Raw genomic sequence first — 16,234 nt, 5'->3', positions numbered from 1 at the left:
AGCAAGGCGAGATGCAGTCAAGTCACATTGCAATGCCCGTCGGCTCCGGACTGCGCTTTGCCAGCGCGATAAGGTCACCGCGCTTGAACCGCCGTTCGCTGGCCATGGCAATGCATGATCGCGGCACGGGACGGATCGAGGCGAGTGCCGCCTTACCGATAAAGCTAATCTTGCGCGCGTTACTAACGACTGTGCGATGGTCCCAGGCATGGTCGCCGCGCCGCTCGACCTCGCGGGCTATTTCGCCGTATATTCCAGCGGCAGACAGAATGGCCCAGCGCTGGCGGCGCGTCAGCCGCGCCGCTCCGATGCGCGCCGAACACTCGTGGACATGCGCGGTATGGCACATACGCTTCACGATCCGGGTAAGAGCGGGCCTGAAATGCGGTTTCATCTGCTCGCCGGGCGGAATGTTCTCCTCGGCCAGCCAGTCGAGCGGAACGTAGCAACGGTCGGCCGCGTCGTCCTCTTCGATGTCGCGCGCGATATTGGCTAACTGGAAGGCAAGGCCAAGATCGCAGGCCCGGTCGAGCGTGTCCTGATCGTCGGGTGAAACGCCCATCACCACCGCCATCATCACGCCTACGGCACCCGCGACATGCCAGCAGTAGCGCATGAGATCGGCTTCGGAATGGGGCTGCCAGTCGGCGGCATCGAGCGCAAAGCCATCGATGACCGCACTTGCCATCTCCAGGGTCAATCCGGTCTCGCGCGCGACAAGTCCGAGAGCGTCGAACGCCGGATCGTCTGTCTCGCGTCCCGCGAAGGCCAATGTCGTCTTCTCGCGCACCAGCAGCAGACGCTCCGCTGCCCCGCTCTGGTCACCCAGCGCGCCGCCGTGGTCCTGTGCATCGATGATGTCATCGCATCTGCGGCACCAGGCGTAGAGCAACCAGACGCGCTCGCGCGTTTCGCGGTCGAACAAGTGGCTGGCGGCGGCAAAGCTTTTCGAGCCCTTCATGATCGACGTTCGGGCGTTACTAACGAGATCCTTCCGATCAAGCATCGGTCAAAGATCGTCCGCTTTCATCGCGAAGATCGGCACGTGGGGTTCGTGCGCTGCCATGCGGGCAAGGAGCAGGTCGAGGCTGGGCTCGGCCAGAATGATGCCGGCATGAGCCTCGCGAATGAAGCCCACCTCGATCATGTGCCGGTTGAAAGCGAGCAGATGATCGTAGAACCCAAAGGCGTTGAGCAGGCCGACAGGCTTTGCGTGATAGCCAAGCTGCGCCCAGCTGACCGCTTCCCACAACTCGTCCATCGTGCCCACGCCGCCGGGAATGGTCAGGAATCCGTCCGACAGGTCGGTAAAGCGCTTCTTGCGTTCGTGCATGCCCGCTACGACCTGCAGGTCGGTACAGTCGTAGTTGGCTACCTCACTACCCACGAGCCCTTCGGGAATGACGCCGATCACTTCTCCGCCGGCATCGAGCGCGCCATAGGCAACCGCGCCCATCAATCCCATGCGCCCGCCGCCATAGACTACGCCAATTCCGCGGCGCGCCAGTTCCTGCCCTACGTCGCGGGCAAGCGTAACGTAACGATGGTCTGCAGGCGTTGCGGACCCGCAATAGACGGCAATTCGCTTCAAGCCAGATCCTCCAGCATCAGTCCCGCCGTGGCCTTGGCCGATCCGACCACGCCGGGAATGCCAGCGCCCGGGTGGGTGCCCGCGCCGACAAGGTAGAAGTTCGAAATCGTATCGTCACGATTGTGCGCGCGGAACCAGGCGCTTTGCGTAAGCAGTGGTTCCAGGCTGAAGGCGCTGCCGAGATGGGCGGAAAGGTCCGCCTTGAAGTCGCTCGGCGCATAGCTGAACTTCGTTACGATACGCGAATGAATGTCCGGGATCAGCCTGCGCCCCACTTCATCGAGAATGCGCTTTTCGAGGATTGGCCCCACCTGGTCCCAGTCGACCGGCAGCTTGCCCATGTTGGCCACCGGCACCAGCGCGTAGAACGTGCTCATGCCTTCCGGCGCCACCGAGGGGTCCGTCACGGTCGGATGATGCAGGTAGATCGAGAAATCCTCGGGCAGCACGCCGTGGGTATAGATGTCGTCGAGCAGCCCTTTGTAGCGCGGACCGAACAGGATCATGTGGTGCGGGATGCCCGGCCAAGTGCCTTCCAAGCCAAAGTGGACGACGAACAGGCTCGGAGAAAAACGCTTTTTGGACAGAGCCTTTGCGCGCCGTTTTGCATGTAGATTATCAGGCATAAGATCGCGGTATGAATGCATCAGGTCGGCATTCGACGCCACGGCATCGAACTGCCCCGACCAACCGCTTCTGGTCTCGACCCCGGTAACGCGCGTGCCCAGCGTAGAGACATGTGTAACTGGATCCCCGATGCGAACTTCGCCGCCCAACCTTCTGAAATGTGTAAGCATTCCTTCGATCAGCTTGTTCGTTCCGCCACGCGCCCACCACACGCCGCCATTCTTCTCGAGCTTGTGGATCAGCGCATAGATCGCGCTTGTGGTCATCGGATTTCCGCCGACCAGCAACGAGTGGAAGCTGAATGCCTCGCGCAGCTTCTCGTTCTTCACGAAAGACGAGACCATCGAATAGACCGAGCGCCAGGCCTGATAGCGGGCAAGCGCAGGGGCCGCCTTGATCATGCTCGCAAAGTCGAGGAACGGGACTGCGCCGAGCTTGACGTAGCCTTCCTCCAGCACGCCTGCCGAATAATCGAGAAAATCGTCATAGCCCGCAACATCCGCGGGATTGAGCTTGGCAATCTCGGCCTTCAGGCTGGCATCGTCGTTCGAGTAGTCGAAATTCGTGCCGTCGGCCCAGTTGAGACGATAGAACGGCATGACTGGCATGAGGTCGACGTCATCGGCCATGCGATGGCCTTTGAGCGCCCAGAGTTCCTGCAAGCAAGACGGATCGGTGATGACCGTCGGCCCGGCATCGAAGGTGAAACCATCCTTTTCCCAGACGTAGGCCCGCCCGCCGGGCTTGTCGCGCGCTTCGATCAGCGTGGTCTGCACACCGCCGGATTGCAGCCGGATGGCAAGGGCGAGGCCGCCAAATCCGGCACCGATGACACATGCACGCTTCATGCGCGATTTCCTGCAAGCGAGAGGGGTTGCGGCCTGGCGCCGAGACCGGTCAGCACACCTATGGCCTTGCCGATCGGCACAGGCGGTTTGCCGATGAGAATGCGCGCCTTGTCGAGCGCAGTGAGGCGCCCGGCATAGAAGCGCTCGATCAATCGGCGGTCGAGCCGATAGAAGCGTTCGAGAACGCGATAACGCACATCGGGCTCTGCTGCGGCAAACAACATGGCAGCCAGCGATCGCATGTAGGCCGCACGTTTCCAGTGCTTGCGCGACCATTGCTCGCTGAACGACGCCAGCGCCGGACCGCTCAGATCATCCTGCCTTGCCAGAGCGAGCCCGAAGCGCACCGCATCGGGAAGCGAATAGCTGGTGACCGCCTGGAACAACCCCGCCCGGGTTCCGGCGCGCGCCACTGCACCGCCGGTCGAGCGCCAGAATGCGTCAAAGTCGCCCCCGGCAACCACCGGCAGCACGCCATGCTCTTCACTTAACACCTCACGAACCACCCATCCGCGTGCCTTGGCATAGTCGGCAATGCGGGCGGACAATGCCGTCGTGTCCAGCGTGGTGTTGTCGGAATAATAAGTATCCTCGACGAAGACCTCATCAGAAGCAAAGGGCAGGCAATAGACGAAGCGATAGCCGTCATGCTGTTCGACCGTCGCATCCTTGACGAGCGGTGCGTCCAGACCATGCGGCGCTTCCAGCTTCAGACGCTGCCCAAGAAACTTCTGCCATCCCCCTGTAAGATGGCCAAGATTCCGGATGCCTCGCGCATCGACAACCGCACCGGCCTCGATCCGTGTCCCATCCGAAAGGGTCACGTTGGTGGCACTGCAGGCGAGCGCGCGGACTCCGGTCACGATCTCGTCGCGGTCTAGCACTGCCCGCGTTACCGCGTCGAGCCGTTCGGAGGTGATCGAGTAGTAACTCGTGCCCAGCGTCCTGCTGAACGTGGGGAAGCGCACGGTATATTCGGGCCAGGCCGCGACGACCATGTCCTGCAACAGCTCCCGTCCCGCCTTGCCGACATCGGACCCGAAGAACGACCACACATGATTGCCGCCGAGCACTTCTGCCTGCTCGACCAACAGCAGCGAGAGGGCAGGGTGTGAACGCCGCAAGGCCAAGGCCACAAGCGCGCCAGCCAGCCCTCCGCCAAGGATCGCGATGTCGCAACGCCTCGCAGCCACGTTCACGCGTCCGTGGCCTGATGGCGCGGCCTGCGTGTCTTGAGCGGAACAACGCGGCAGTCGGTTCGGACCGAATTCATGGCGTCAGGCTCTAGGGACATGCAGTTGCCCGTGCAACCATGCCCTTGTGCCCGGACAAGGCACCCGTCAGAAAGGGCAGGGAGTTTGGAGGGGAAACCAATGGATGAGGCGAAGCCAGCCAGGGCGCAATCTGCGCTGCTGCCCGATCGCGCGGGGAAGATTGCCGCAATCGGCGTGGCGCTCGGTATCATGATAATCCTGCTGGGGATGCATCGTCCGCCGATATGCCCGTGCGGAACGATCCGTCTCTGGCAAGGCGTGGTCGAATCGGCCGAGAACAGCCAGCAGATTTCCGACTGGTACAGCTTCAGCCATGTCATACACGGCTTCCTGTTTTACGGCGCGGCGCACCTGCTCTGGCGGCGCTTCGGCCTTTCCGCCGTTGCTCCGGTCTGGGCTCTCGCGCTTGCTGTGCTGGTCGAAGGATCGTGGGAAATCCTCGAAAACTCTCCAATCATCATCGACCGTTATCGTGCCGTCACTGTCTCCTACGGCTACTCGGGCGACAGCGTGCTCAATTCAGCGGCAGATATGGGGTTCATGGCGGTCGGCTTCCTGTTCGCAGCGCGTGTGCCTGCGCTGCTGACTGTCGCCATTGCGATCGCATTCGAACTGTTCACGCTCTATAACATCCGTGACAACCTGACGCTGAACGTCCTCATGCTGGCCACCCCGGTGGAGGCCGTGCGCGAATGGCAGGCAGCGGGGTGAACTGCTTCGCGTTTCGGTGATTGTCAGGTTGCGGCGATCCGCCAGTGCGCCTAAAAGGTGCGCGATACCCCGGGGAGCCAGTGCTGGCTGAGAGGGGCAGGTCACGCTGCCCGACCCGTCGAACCTGAACCCGTTAGCACGGGCGGAGGGAGGGCCGGCCCGAATCCGCGCTCCCGTTCCGTCCATCAAAGGAACGCGCATGGCCGACATCAACAGCAAACTCGAAATCGGCGTGACCACCGGCCCGATCCGCGGGAGCCGCAAGATCCATGTCGAAAGCCTGCGCTTCCCCGATGTGCGCGTGGCGATGCGCGAGATTTCGCTTGAACCTTCGAGCGGCGAACCGCCCGTGCGGGTCTACGACACGTCTGGCCCCTATACCGATGCGACGTCGACGATCGACATCGCCGCAGGCCTTCCGCAGCTGCGTCGCGACTGGATCATGGCGCGCGGCGATGTCGAAGACTACCAGGCGCGCGAGATCAAGCCGGAAGACAACGGCCTCAAGGGTCCGGACCGGTCGGCCGGCGTCCCGGCTTTCCCCAATGTTGTGAAGCGCCCGCTGCGCGCCAAGGCCGGGCAGAACGTCAGCCAGATGCACTATGCCCGCAAGGGTATCATCACGCCCGAGATGGAATATGTCGCCATCCGCGAGAACCTCGGCCGCAAGCAGGCCAAGGAGGCACTGATCCGCGACGGGCAGGACTGGGGCGCGTCGATCCCCGATTACGTCACACCCGAATTTGTGCGCGATGAAGTCGCTCGTGGACGCGCGATCATCCCCAGCAACATCAACCATCCCGAATCCGAACCAATGGCGATCGGGCGCAATTTCCTGGTCAAGATCAATGCCAACATCGGCAACTCCGCCGTTGCTTCCGACGTGGCGAGCGAAGTCGACAAGATGGTCTGGTCGATCCGCTGGGGCGCCGACACCGTCATGGACCTGTCGACGGGCCGCAACATCCACGACACCCGCGAATGGATCCTGCGCAACAGCCCCGTGCCGATCGGCACCGTGCCGATCTATCAGGCGCTTGAGAAGGTCGGCGGCGTTGCCGAGGACCTGACCTGGGAAGTGTTCCGCGATACGCTTATCGAACAGGCCGAACAGGGCGTCGACTACTTTACCATCCACGCCGGCGTGCGCCTCCCCTACATTCCGCTTGCCGCCAAGCGCATGACCGGGATCGTCAGCCGTGGCGGGTCGATCATGGCCAAGTGGTGCCTCGCGCATCACAAGGAATCGTTCCTCTATGAACGCTTCGACGAGATCACCGAGATCATGAAGGCCTATGACGTCGCCTATTCGCTCGGCGACGGCCTGCGTCCGGGCTCGATCTACGATGCCAATGACGAAGCGCAGTTTGCTGAACTCTACACGCTGGGTGAACTGACCAAGCGGGCGTGGGCGGAAGACGTGCAGGTCATGATCGAAGGCCCCGGCCACGTGCCGATGCACAAGATCAAGGAGAATATGACCAAGCAGCTCGAGGCTTGCGGCGAAGCGCCGTTCTACACACTCGGGCCCTTGGTCACCGATATCGCGCCGGGATACGACCACATCACCAGCGGCATCGGCGCGGCGCAGATCGGCTGGTACGGCACCGCGATGCTCTGTTACGTGACGCCCAAGGAGCACCTCGGCCTGCCCGATCGCGATGACGTGAAGGTCGGCGTGATCACCTACAAGCTCGCCGCACATGCGGCCGATCTCGCCAAGGGCCATCCGGCCGCGCAGGTGCGCGACGATGCGCTCAGCAAGGCGCGCTTCGAGTTCCGCTGGCGTGACCAGTTCAACCTCTCGCTCGATCCGGAAACCGCCGAGCAGTATCACGACCAGACGCTTCCGGCCGAAGGCGCGAAGACTGCTCACTTCTGCTCGATGTGCGGACCCAAATTCTGCTCGATGAAGATCAGCCAGGAAGTCCGTGAATTCGCCGCCAAGCAGAATGCCGGGATCGAGACCTTCGTTGCCGCTGAAGGCGTGGCTGACGAGGCAGAGGCCGAAGCCGGCATGAAAGCGATGAGCGAGAAGTACCACGAAGGTGGTCGCGAACTCTACATCGGTGCAGGCGGCCGCGAACACGATTGATAGGTGGGTCTGCTCGCGGATTGCGATCAGAAGAATGAGTAATGCGACGCCCCTTCCTCATTCGAGGGGGGGGCGTCCGTTTTTCGATGACCCAATCGGTTGCAACTGGGCTTGCGCGGCCTGGCAGCAATCTGCACCATCATGACGTCACTCAGTCAGGGAGGTGTTCAAGATGACTGACCCCAAGGCCATGATCCAGACCATGATCGCACTCGCATCCGCCTCGCTCGGCCTTGTGGCCGCATTGGCATGGAACGAGGCCATCAAGGCAACGCTCGCGCTGCTCGGCATGGGCGACAATCTCGCCGGCCTGTACAGCTACGCGATTGTCGCGACATTGCTCGCCGTCGTGGTTCTGGCCACACTCGGCCGGATCAGCGCGCGCATTGGCGGTGCCGCCGCTTTCGAGCGCGAAGCCGAGGGCTGAGGTTCGCGGGCTGGATGCAGCGGCATCCAGCCATTCGGAACGGAACCGACTGGCCACTCCTTCATTGCCTCTGCGACGGGTAAAGTCGCAGGAGGCACTGGTGGCAATTGGCAATGCGCTCGCCGTTATCGTGGCATGTGGAGTGGGGCTGGGTGCGATCACTTCGCAGGCAGTACCCACACGACTTGTAGAAGGTGCCCAGCGGCCTTGGACTGCGCCTAGCGCCGAGGCCTATCCCGAAATCGTCGCAGTGAATTACGATAACGGTGGCGGAGCCTATTTCGCCCCGCACGCCTATTCGGCAGTCGATCCGGTGCTCAGGCACGACCGCCTTGACCGCTTCGATGACCTGCCCGAGGATGTTCCGTTGCCACCCCTGGACGACGAGTACGAACATGGCGACGCCGACGTGGGTGCCGACGATGTGTTTGAGGTCGATCAAACAGACACAGGTCGCCCCGAAGACGACGTCAGTCCGTTTGCCGCAGTCTCGATCGACGTTGCGCTTTAGCGCAGCGTGCGGAGAATTAATAACGAAGCGTAGTGTAGATATTCTGCACTTTGCTTTAGGGCTTCCTCCGCACTCCAAGGGACAACCCGGGAACCCGCATCACGTCCATCCATTCAGGAGACACATCGAGCGTCACTCGCGCGCTCGTCTCATGAAATGGAGTAGGCGCCATGAAAAAGGCCCTGATGATTTCCGCACTTGCAGCCGCGACGCTGACAGGTGCCTGTACCAGCACCGGCTACGATCGTCCGGGCTACGCCAATGGCGACGAATGGGGCTACTACGATCAGGGCTATTACGCCCAGAACGGCAGCTACGACTACAACCGCCCTGACCCGCGCTACGGCAATCGCTACGAGGCAGATCGCTATTATCGCAACAGCAGCCGCTATCGGGAACGTCAACTCTCGTACGATGACCGCGTATATCGTGGCCGCGACAATCGGTACTATTGCCGTCGCTCCGATGGTTCGACCGGTCTGATCATCGGAGGCCTTGGCGGTGCCGCGGTGGGCGCGGCAATCGCTCCGGGTGACAGCAGGCCGCTTGGTGCGATCATTGGCGCCATTGGTGGCGCAGCGGTGGGAGCGGCAGTCGACAGCGGCAATCGCAACAGCCGCAGCAACGTGCGCTGCCGCTAAGCGGAAAAACCGGGGGAGGCGGGCTGGAGCGACGCCCGCCGATCCCTCACTTGTTCTTCATGTTATCAAGACCGGCGACCACGCCGGGCTTTACCGAAGGGTTGGAAGCATTGAGCTTCTTTGGCTTTTCGGCTTTGGGTTTGCGCGCCTCGCGGCTCGACTTCTTCTGGCTCTTCGCCATTATCGTTCTCCAGCGGGCACTTGCCCACAACGGGGCTAGGCCTTTCCGGACAAAATAGCGAACGCTAACGCGAAAGCCTCGCCAGCGCCTCGTCCAGCGCGGAAAGGAAGCGCGATCGGTCAGTCTTGGAAAACGGGGCCGGGCCGCCGACGATGTCGCCACCGGCGCGCAAGTCCGCCATGATTGCCCGCGTGGCGATCTGGCTGCCAATCGAACTGGTCGTGAATGGCTTGCCCGCAGGCGACAGCACAATCGCCCCGGCCTTCAGGCACCGGTCGGCCAGGAGGATGTCGGCGGTAACCACGACCGAACGCACGCCCGCCGCCCCGGCAATCCAGTCATCCGCCGCGTCGAAACCGTCGCTTACCACTACGCGCCGGATCAGCGGATGTACCGGAATGCGGAAAGGCGAGTTGCTTACCACGGTTACCGCGACGTTGCGCCGGAAGGCGACTTTGTAGATTTCCTCTTTCACCGGGCAGGCATCGCCATCGACGAGAATGAGGGCGGACTCGGGGGAAGGGGCTGTCATGGCGGCGGCCATACCGAGATGTGCTGTGCCCGGCTACCTCTACGCCAATGCCCTGGCGTCTACCCGCCTGCACCCCCGATACCCCCCAATTATCCGGAATAATTAGGTAAACCCATTGCCTCATGCTAATGCGCCGCTGCTGACGTTGAACTTTGCAACGGACTTCGGCAGAAAATCTCCGCATTTCCCGGCCTTTACGGCGCCGTGACAGCGGCTTTTGACGACGACTTCCTTTCGAATGACGATCCGACGCACGGCCCGGCCGCGCTCTTGCGTACGGGCAACCATCGTTCTCGAAAGGAACAGCTCATGCCAGTAGGCACCGTGAAATTCTTCAACACCGACAAGGGCTATGGCTTCATCCAGCCTGACAACGGCGGCACCGACAGCTTCGTGCACATCTCGGCCGTGCAGGCTGCCGGCATGTCGACCCTCGAGCGCGACCAGCGCCTGAGCTACGAAGTCGAGACCGGCCGTAACGGCAAGGCTTCGGCCATCAATCTCGCTTCGGCCTGATTGCTCTTCATCCCCGGCGGCAGGGCGTTTCGCTCGCCGCCGGGGATGATCCTCTTTTCATCATTGCGCACGCCTGCCAAGGCTTGCTCCATGACCGCCGAAATCGCCATCCGCCTGCGCCGCGCCGAGTTCAATCGCGCCCTTGAAGCTGCGGATATCGCTGCGATCGGCCCCATCCTCTTTCCCGACGTCGTGCTGGTAACCGGCACCGACAGCGCAGTGATCAGGGGTCGCAAGGCGCAACTGCTTGCCTGGAAGCGGGAATTCGCAGCTTCTGAACGGACGATCTATGTCCGAACGACGCAAACGGTGACCGCTTCTGCAATCGAACCGATCGCGATGGAGATTGGCCATTGGGAAGGCCGACGGGCGGGTGCGCTCCAGCCTCTGGCTTCAGGAACCTACTCCGCGAAGTGGCGAAAGACGGGCGATGTGTGGTTGCTCATCGCCGAGATATTCGTGACGCTCGCCTAAGGTATTTCTACGTAGCCCGTGTTTGCGTGAAATTGACCACGGCAGGCGACGATACCTGCATGCTGATCAAGCCCGCCACCTCTCACACGCTGACCCAGTGCTGGTACACGCGCACCCACGTGCCGGTATCGCGCAAGGAGCGGGGCGAGGGTGATCTTCTGACTTCGACCTGCCGCTATTGTGAGCGCCCGATCCGATCGCATGGCGGGAAGTCATGGGCACTGGCTGATGCGGTCGATCTCGACGAACTCGCAGCACAATCGCGCATCCGATACATCTGCGTGACGAACGTGGCCGACGGCATGGTGCTGGCGCGCTACGTGATCGAGCAGGACGCCGACGATGGTGCGATCAAGGCCAGGATCGATACGATCAAGGAAACCCACGGTGCCAACGAGCCCGGCAGCGGCCTTTCGGTCGAACTGAAAGGTGGGCCAAAGCGATAGTTTGACCCCGCCCTGAATCAGTTTCCGGTCGCTTCGCCTACTGCAGTCGAAGTGTTTTCCCAGGAATTGGCCGTCGTTTCGACCGTGCCGCGAACCTTCGCCACCGTTCCCGTGGTATCGGCCTCGGTCACGAGATCCGCTGCTTTGGCAGCAGCCTTGCCGAACATGGAATCCTTCTGGGCTGCGGGTGCTTCCTGCGCGACAGTCGGGCCCCACGGATCGACCTTTTTCGGCTTTTCGTTGGCCGACATAGCAAGGTAGCCGATAACGGCTGCAACGCACAGAAACGGTATTGGACGGCGCACGACGGCGCGGGCAACTGCAAACATCAGGTCCTCCCCCACGGTGAACTGCGTCGCAGAATAAGGAAGAATGCTTAGAGAACCGTTAGCAACGACGAAGGGGCGCCCTTGCGGAGCGCCCCCTGTCATACTTCTCGTTCAGCGTCTTATTTCCGGTTCAGCGCGAAGCTGGCACGGCTTACGAGTTTCGCACTTCGCGCGGACGAACCATCGGCCAGTTCGCGCGGAAGCCTCGTATTGCTACGCTTTCAGTCAGCGAGCGAAGCGGCCTTGCTGGCGATCGGCTTCACGTCCTTGACGTCGAACGACACCGGACGACCGTTGAACTTGCCCGTGACGGCGCGCTTGCTGACGCGCAGTTCGAAAGGCACCTTGCCGGCGTAGGCGGAGCCCTTGAGCACCTTGACTTCACCCTGCTGCTCGGCGGTGTAGTCGTACTTCACGCCCTTGTAGGTGAAGCTGCCGGCGTCTGCTTCAGCAGCGATGGCTACGACCGGAGCGGCGAGGAAGGCGATGGCGGCGGTAGCGAAAAACTTGATCATGGCAATTTCTCCTGGAAGATAAGGAAAGATTGCCTTCAGCACCCTTATCTTGTTGCGTCGCAGCATAGGTTTTGTGTGCAGCGCCGCAATTGTATTTCAAGACAAGACGGTTGCATGATTTGCACCCACCAAGGATATTCGTTGTTATTCAGCAGCTTAGACGAACATTGACGGACGGGTGCCCCTAGGGACGTATGCGGCACATACGAATTCGCTAGGCTCACGCTGAGGCGGCTTAGCGCTTGCGAACGAATTCGGCTCGAAGCACGAGGCCCTTGATGCCCGGATACTTGCAGTCGATCTCCTGAGCGTCGCCGGTCAACCGGATCGATTTGATCAGCGTCCCCTGCTTGAGCGTCTGTCCGGCCCCCTTGACTTCGAGATCCTTGATCAGCGTCACTTGATCACCATCGGCAAGGATGTTCCCGACCGCATCGCGTACTTCGACCGCACCGGCAGCAGCCTGTCGGGCAGCAAGTTCGGACGCCGGCATCCATTCGCCGCTTTCCTCGTCGTACACGTAGTCTTCGTCCTCAGCCATGTCGGCTTCCCCTCTGGTCTCTGCGGATTTCCGAGGATGCGACTGGCAGGTTGGACGCGCGATTGCCAGCACAAAGCATGGTCAGACAAAGGCGTCGAAAATCAGCTTTGCACCGAGCAGGACCATCAGGACGTAGATGATGGTATAGAAGCGTTCCGGCTTGAGCACCCGGACGATGCGGATCGAAAGCAACGTTGTTCCGACGGCCAGCGGAATGAGAATGGCCGCTGCCACAACCACTTCGTGAGTGAACGCGCCGAGCATGATGTAGCTGGGAACCTTGATCCAGTTGATCGCCGCAAACAGGATCGCGTTGGTGCCAGCGTAAGTAAGATGCGGCAGCTTGCGCGGCGTCACCCACATCTGGAACGGCGGTCCGCCGGCATGGGCGACCTGGCTGGTAAAGCCCGTAGCCATGCCAAAAAACGCTCCGACCCAGCCAGGTGAGGTGGATGCCGCCACTTCGCGACTGCCGCGTTCCACCCACAACCGGTAAAGTCCGAATAGCAAGGTAATCGCTCCGAGCACGCCCATGAGCGCCTTCTCGTCGATCAATGCCGCGAGCGCCCACCCGATCGCGATACCAACCACCGCGCCCGGCAGCATCCAGCCGACGATCCATCTGTCCCAGGCATGGCGAAACGACCACACGCTGATCACGTCCTGCACGATCAGGATCGGCAACAGAATTGCCGCGGCGGTCGAAGGCGGAAGAACGAGTGCCGCAACTGGCGTTCCAAGCGCGCCGAGGCCCGAAAAGCCACCCTTCGCAAGGCCCACGAGGATGACGGCCAGAACGCAAACCGCGACAGTGGCGGGGTCGGACAAAAGCATCGGAATTCAGCCCACCTTTCGCGCGAATGGCCAATCGATGGCCACGCCAGTCCAAAGCGCGAGCCAGACCAGCACGGGCTGAGCGAACATGCGTGGCACATGATAGCCCAGACCGAGCCCATGATCAGCCCGCGCCATGTCGAGGATGAAGTGATTGATGTTGGCCGGGAACACGCACACGGCATAGAGCGCAAGGCCGATTGCCGCAGCTTTCCTCAGCTTTGCCGAGCGCCATTGCACCAGACCTGTAGCTCCGAGCAACTCGGCGATGCCGGTCAGTGCCACGACGGCTTCGGGCATCGGTACCCATTCAGGCATAATCGACAGGAACGGACGCGGATTGGTCAGATGGATGACGCCGGCGATGAAATAGAATGCGCCAAGAACAAGTCTCGGGATCGTGCGGATCATTGACCGGGGGCCCATCTTTCTGGCGCCAGTTCGAATCCGGAAAAATCAAAACCCGGCGCCACTACGCAGGAGACCAATACGTAGCCATGGTCTCCCGCGACAGGCTCTGCGGACTGCCATTGTCCTGCCGGGACGACCGCTTGCAACATCTGGCCTGATCCAATGTCCGGCCCAAGCAACAAGGTTTGTGGCTCGGCATTGTCCGTTGCGGCAATCTGAAGGGCTAGTGGATTACCCCCGTGCCAAAGCCAGATCTCGTCGGCGTCCACTCTGTGCCAGTGCGAGCGCTCGCCTGCACACAGCAGAAAATGGATCAACGTGCTCGCAGGCCGCACATCGCCATGCGAGACCGCACGCCAGGTTTCGCGATACCAGCCACCTTCCGGGTGAGGCGAAAGCTGCAGGCTAGCGATCAGGTTTTGGGCGGTATGCATCACGCGACGATTGCGGGGTGGGGCAATGGTGTCAATCACCACACCGCCGGCCGGATGACGATCTCTTCACCGGCCAGTTGCTGCCAACCCAAGCGCGCGATCACATCGTTGCTTTCGCGAGCGAGGCGGCCGTCTGCGAGCGACCAGGTGATGTGCCAGATCTTGCCATCGGGTCGCGTGGTCGAGCCGTCTATCTCGACGATAAAGGCCTGAACGCCGGTGTTATCGTCGGTTTGCCCGACAATCCGCGCTTTGCCGATTTGCGCTGGCGGTTCGGTCTTGGCAATGGACAGAGTCACGTGGTCGGCAACCACGTTTGCGTATTTGGGAGTGTGGGCGGCAAGCAGGCGTTCGCGTTGGTCCCTGTCGAGCTTCCAGCCACTGGTCACGCTTGCCGCCCCTGCTTTTCAAGCGGGCTTACTGGGGCGTGGTCATTGCCCCGGTTACCCAGATCATGGTCAGCGCGCCGATTGCCAGGATCAGGCTGATGGCCAGAATCCAGCGCAGGACGTTGAGGCCTTCGCCCCCGCGCGCTTCTTCCGTAGTGATATGCGTCTCTTCACCGTGGCGTTCCATGGTGCGTCTCCTTCGGTAAGATACCGTGCTTGGTAGCTCTACGCTCGGGGAGACGCCCTGTTCCGCGCCTGCCCCGAAGAGCAGGGACGGAACACGCCGGGATCAGTCGCGAAGCAACTCGTTGATTCCGGTTTTGCTGCGCGTCTGCGCATCGACCGTCTTGACGATGACGGCGCAGTAAAGCGAGGGGCCAGGGGTGCCATCGGGCAGGGGCTTGCCCGGCATGGCGCCTGGGACCACCACAGCATATGGCGGCACGCGGCCGATGTGGACTTCGCCCGTCGCGCGGTCGACGATCTTGGTCGACGCGCCGAGATAGACGCCCATCGAAAGCACCGCGCCTTCGCCCACGATCACGCCTTCAGCCACTTCCGAGCGCGCACCGATGAAGGCGCCGTCCTCGATGATCACAGGCCCTGCCTGCAGCGGTTCGAGCACGCCGCCGATCCCTGCGCCGCCGGAGATATGGACGTTCTTGCCGATCTGGGCGCAGGAGCCGACAGTCGCCCAGGTATCAACCATCGTACCTTCATCGACATAAGCACCAATATTGACGAAGCTCGGCATCAGCACGACGCCCTTGGCGATGTGGGCGCCCTTGCGCGCGACGGCGCCGGGAACAACGCGGAAACCGGCGTCACGGAAACGGTTTTCGCCCCAGCCTGCAAACTTCGAGGGAACCTTGTCAAACGCGGGCGCGCCGCCGGCACCATGCTCGATCACGGCGTTGTCGTTGAGCCGGAACGACAGCAGCACCGCCTTCTTGAGCCACTGGTTGACCTGCCATTCGCCATCGATCTTCTCTGCGACACGGACCTTGCCGCTGTCGAGCAGGTCGAGCGCGGCCTCGACCACTTCGCGCACGGCGTCGCTTGCCGGGGTCACGTTCGCGCGATCTTCCCAAGCTGCTTCGATGGCGGATTCGAGCGAGGTGGTCATGATTGGTCTCCGTGCGGGATCGGTCTGAAACGAAATTGCGCGCCGCCTAGCCGAGTGTGCCCTGATCGGCAAGGCTCGCCAATGTGTGATCGAGCCATTGCACGACGTCACCAGCCACCAGATCGATGGCGGCATCGTCCTTGGCACGGTCGCCCCATTCGGTTGCGAGATCCAGCCAGATCGTCTGCATGCCCATCGCCTTGGCCGGGGCAAGATTGCGCGCCATGTCTTCCACGAAGACCGCGGTTTCCGGATTGATCTGCAGCGCCTCGATCATGCCGGAATAGGCAGAAGGCTCTGGCTTCGGGCGATATTGCATCGCGTGGATATCCCATAGCCCGTCGAAACTCTGCGCCAGTCCCAGTCCTTCCAGCACGCGCGCGGCATAGGCATCGTCGCCATTGGTGAAGAGGATCTTGCGGCCTGGGAGGGCGGAGAGCCGATCGGCAAGGCGCGGAGCCGAGGCGAGGGGGGCCATGTCGATGTCATGCACGTAGCCAAGGAATTCGTATGGGTCGATTGCGTGGTAGTGCATCAGGCCCGACAGCGTCGTGCCATGATCGTGAAAGTAAAGCTTCTGGACGCGCCGCGCCTCGATCGAGTCGCAACCGAGCAGGTTCTCGATGAACGACCCCATCCGCTCGTCGATCTGATCGAACAGCCGCGTCGACGGCGGGTAGAGCGTGTTGTCGAGATCGAAAATCCAGCAATCGACGCGCCGGGGGTCGAAGGGCATCGGAAAATCCTCACCAAAGCTGTGTCATAGGGCATTTACGAGTAC

Annotated in this window: 24 protein-coding genes and 1 riboswitch; of the genes, 8 read left to right on the top strand and 16 right to left on the bottom strand. The window is 61.8% G+C overall.

All coding sequences use genetic code 11. From position 1 onward, the window contains the following. Positions 1–22 precede the first annotated feature (22 nt). From AC2A04_RS02130 to crtY, 4 genes are read right to left on the bottom strand one after another with little or no spacing between them, the layout of a single operon-like run. The gene (locus AC2A04_RS02130; RefSeq protein WP_484210663.1) at positions 23–1,006 is read right to left on the bottom strand and encodes a phytoene/squalene synthase family protein; all 984 of its coding nucleotides are present in this window, start codon (positions 1,004–1,006) and stop codon (positions 23–25) included. A 3-nt stretch (positions 1,007–1,009) separates the two neighbouring features. Next, the gene (locus tag AC2A04_RS02125; RefSeq protein WP_484210662.1) at positions 1,010–1,591 is read right to left on the bottom strand and encodes an LOG family protein; all 582 of its coding nucleotides are present in this window, start codon (positions 1,589–1,591) and stop codon (positions 1,010–1,012) included. After that, positions 1,588–3,066 carry a phytoene desaturase gene (locus tag AC2A04_RS02120; RefSeq protein WP_484210661.1) on the bottom strand — a complete coding sequence of 493 codons (1,479 nt, stop codon included), beginning with the start codon at positions 3,064–3,066 and terminating at the stop codon, positions 1,588–1,590. Before AC2A04_RS02120 ends, AC2A04_RS02125 begins: the two co-directional genes overlap by 4 nt. Continuing rightward, positions 3,063–4,259 (bottom strand): lycopene beta-cyclase CrtY, encoded by a 1,197-nt coding sequence (gene crtY / locus AC2A04_RS02115; RefSeq protein WP_484210660.1) that lies wholly within the window; start codon positions 4,257–4,259, stop codon positions 3,063–3,065. Before crtY ends, AC2A04_RS02120 begins: the two co-directional genes overlap by 4 nt. A 180-nt stretch (positions 4,260–4,439) precedes the next feature. Between crtY and AC2A04_RS02110 the strand changes: the two genes are divergently transcribed. From AC2A04_RS02110 to AC2A04_RS02090, 5 genes are all read left to right on the top strand, one after another. Then, a complete protein-coding gene (locus tag AC2A04_RS02110; RefSeq protein ID WP_484210659.1) occupies positions 4,440–5,051 on the top strand; it encodes a DUF2585 domain-containing protein in 612 nt (203 codons plus the stop codon). Positions 5,052–5,111: 60 nt separating this feature from the next. Continuing rightward, positions 5,112–5,219: riboswitch (TPP riboswitch) on the top strand. Between the two features lie 31 nt (positions 5,220–5,250). After that, positions 5,251–7,146 (top strand): phosphomethylpyrimidine synthase ThiC, encoded by a 1,896-nt coding sequence (thiC, locus tag AC2A04_RS02105; RefSeq protein WP_484210658.1) that lies wholly within the window; start codon positions 5,251–5,253, stop codon positions 7,144–7,146. A gap of 172 nt (positions 7,147–7,318) precedes the next feature. Further along, positions 7,319–7,573 carry a DUF5654 family protein gene (locus tag AC2A04_RS02100; protein WP_484210657.1) on the top strand — a complete coding sequence of 85 codons (255 nt, stop codon included), beginning with the start codon at positions 7,319–7,321 and terminating at the stop codon, positions 7,571–7,573. Positions 7,574–7,673: 100 nt separating this feature from the next. Then, on the top strand, positions 7,674–8,084 hold the full coding sequence (locus tag AC2A04_RS02095) for a hypothetical protein (RefSeq protein ID WP_484210656.1): 411 nt from the start codon (positions 7,674–7,676) through the stop codon (positions 8,082–8,084). Positions 8,085–8,254: 170 nt separating this feature from the next. Then, on the top strand, positions 8,255–8,725 hold the full coding sequence (locus tag AC2A04_RS02090) for a hypothetical protein (RefSeq protein ID WP_484210655.1): 471 nt from the start codon (positions 8,255–8,257) through the stop codon (positions 8,723–8,725). A 46-nt stretch (positions 8,726–8,771) separates the two neighbouring features. Here AC2A04_RS02090 and AC2A04_RS02085 read toward each other — a convergent pair whose 3' ends face one another. Both AC2A04_RS02085 and AC2A04_RS02080 read right to left on the bottom strand, forming a co-directional pair. Beyond that, positions 8,772–8,906: a hypothetical protein gene (locus AC2A04_RS02085; RefSeq protein WP_484210654.1), complete on the bottom strand. Its 135-nt coding sequence runs from the start codon at positions 8,904–8,906 to the stop codon at positions 8,772–8,774. A gap of 64 nt (positions 8,907–8,970) precedes the next feature. Continuing rightward, positions 8,971–9,438: a YaiI/YqxD family protein gene (locus AC2A04_RS02080; RefSeq protein ID WP_484210653.1), complete on the bottom strand. Its 468-nt coding sequence runs from the start codon at positions 9,436–9,438 to the stop codon at positions 8,971–8,973. Between the two features lie 309 nt (positions 9,439–9,747). On the opposite strand from AC2A04_RS02080, the gene AC2A04_RS02075 reads away from it, so the two are divergent. From AC2A04_RS02075 to AC2A04_RS02065, 3 genes are all read left to right on the top strand, one after another. After that, positions 9,748–9,954 (top strand): cold-shock protein, encoded by a 207-nt coding sequence (locus AC2A04_RS02075; protein ID WP_484210652.1) that lies wholly within the window; start codon positions 9,748–9,750, stop codon positions 9,952–9,954. 90 nt (positions 9,955–10,044) lie between these two features. Then, positions 10,045–10,428, top strand: a complete 384-nt coding sequence (locus AC2A04_RS02070; protein WP_484210651.1) for a nuclear transport factor 2 family protein — start codon at positions 10,045–10,047, stop codon at positions 10,426–10,428. Between the two features lie 26 nt (positions 10,429–10,454). Next, entirely contained in the window at positions 10,455–10,874 is a 420-nt protein-coding gene (locus tag AC2A04_RS02065; RefSeq protein WP_484210650.1) for a hypothetical protein, read from the top strand. A gap of 17 nt (positions 10,875–10,891) precedes the next feature. Here the strand turns inward: AC2A04_RS02065 and AC2A04_RS02060 are convergent, their stop codons facing one another. The 10 genes from AC2A04_RS02060 to AC2A04_RS02015 form a co-directional block, all read right to left on the bottom strand. Beyond that, positions 10,892–11,203 carry a hypothetical protein gene (locus AC2A04_RS02060; protein WP_484210649.1) on the bottom strand — a complete coding sequence of 104 codons (312 nt, stop codon included), beginning with the start codon at positions 11,201–11,203 and terminating at the stop codon, positions 10,892–10,894. Between the two features lie 221 nt (positions 11,204–11,424). Further along, entirely contained in the window at positions 11,425–11,718 is a 294-nt protein-coding gene (locus AC2A04_RS02055) for a hypothetical protein (RefSeq protein ID WP_484210648.1), read from the bottom strand. Between the two features lie 235 nt (positions 11,719–11,953). Continuing rightward, positions 11,954–12,259, bottom strand: a complete 306-nt coding sequence (locus AC2A04_RS02050; RefSeq protein WP_484210647.1) for an alkylphosphonate utilization protein — start codon at positions 12,257–12,259, stop codon at positions 11,954–11,956. Positions 12,260–12,340: 81 nt separating this feature from the next. After that, on the bottom strand, positions 12,341–13,093 hold the full coding sequence (locus tag AC2A04_RS02045) for a sulfite exporter TauE/SafE family protein (RefSeq protein ID WP_484210646.1): 753 nt from the start codon (positions 13,091–13,093) through the stop codon (positions 12,341–12,343). Positions 13,094–13,099: 6 nt separating this feature from the next. Beyond that, positions 13,100–13,504 carry a DoxX family protein gene (locus tag AC2A04_RS02040; protein ID WP_484210645.1) on the bottom strand — a complete coding sequence of 135 codons (405 nt, stop codon included), beginning with the start codon at positions 13,502–13,504 and terminating at the stop codon, positions 13,100–13,102. After that, positions 13,501–13,938 (bottom strand): cupin domain-containing protein, encoded by a 438-nt coding sequence (locus AC2A04_RS02035; protein WP_484210644.1) that lies wholly within the window; start codon positions 13,936–13,938, stop codon positions 13,501–13,503. The genes AC2A04_RS02040 and AC2A04_RS02035 overlap by 4 nt, the downstream gene beginning before the upstream one ends. A 35-nt stretch (positions 13,939–13,973) precedes the next feature. Continuing rightward, a complete protein-coding gene (locus AC2A04_RS02030) occupies positions 13,974–14,327 on the bottom strand; it encodes a hypothetical protein (RefSeq protein WP_484210643.1) in 354 nt (117 codons plus the stop codon). Between the two features lie 28 nt (positions 14,328–14,355). Beyond that, positions 14,356–14,514 (bottom strand): hypothetical protein, encoded by a 159-nt coding sequence (locus AC2A04_RS02025; protein ID WP_484210642.1) that lies wholly within the window; start codon positions 14,512–14,514, stop codon positions 14,356–14,358. A gap of 102 nt (positions 14,515–14,616) precedes the next feature. Beyond that, on the bottom strand, positions 14,617–15,453 hold the full coding sequence (gene dapD / locus AC2A04_RS02020) for a 2,3,4,5-tetrahydropyridine-2,6-dicarboxylate N-succinyltransferase (protein ID WP_484210641.1): 837 nt from the start codon (positions 15,451–15,453) through the stop codon (positions 14,617–14,619). 46 nt (positions 15,454–15,499) lie between these two features. Continuing rightward, positions 15,500–16,189 (bottom strand): pyrimidine 5'-nucleotidase, encoded by a 690-nt coding sequence (locus AC2A04_RS02015; protein WP_484210640.1) that lies wholly within the window; start codon positions 16,187–16,189, stop codon positions 15,500–15,502. Between the last annotated feature and the right edge of the window lie 45 nt (positions 16,190–16,234).

It is taken from the genome of Novosphingobium sp. HNCC26DJ243 (genome assembly GCF_057180545.1).
This window is presented reverse-complemented; position numbering and strand designations above follow the sequence as displayed.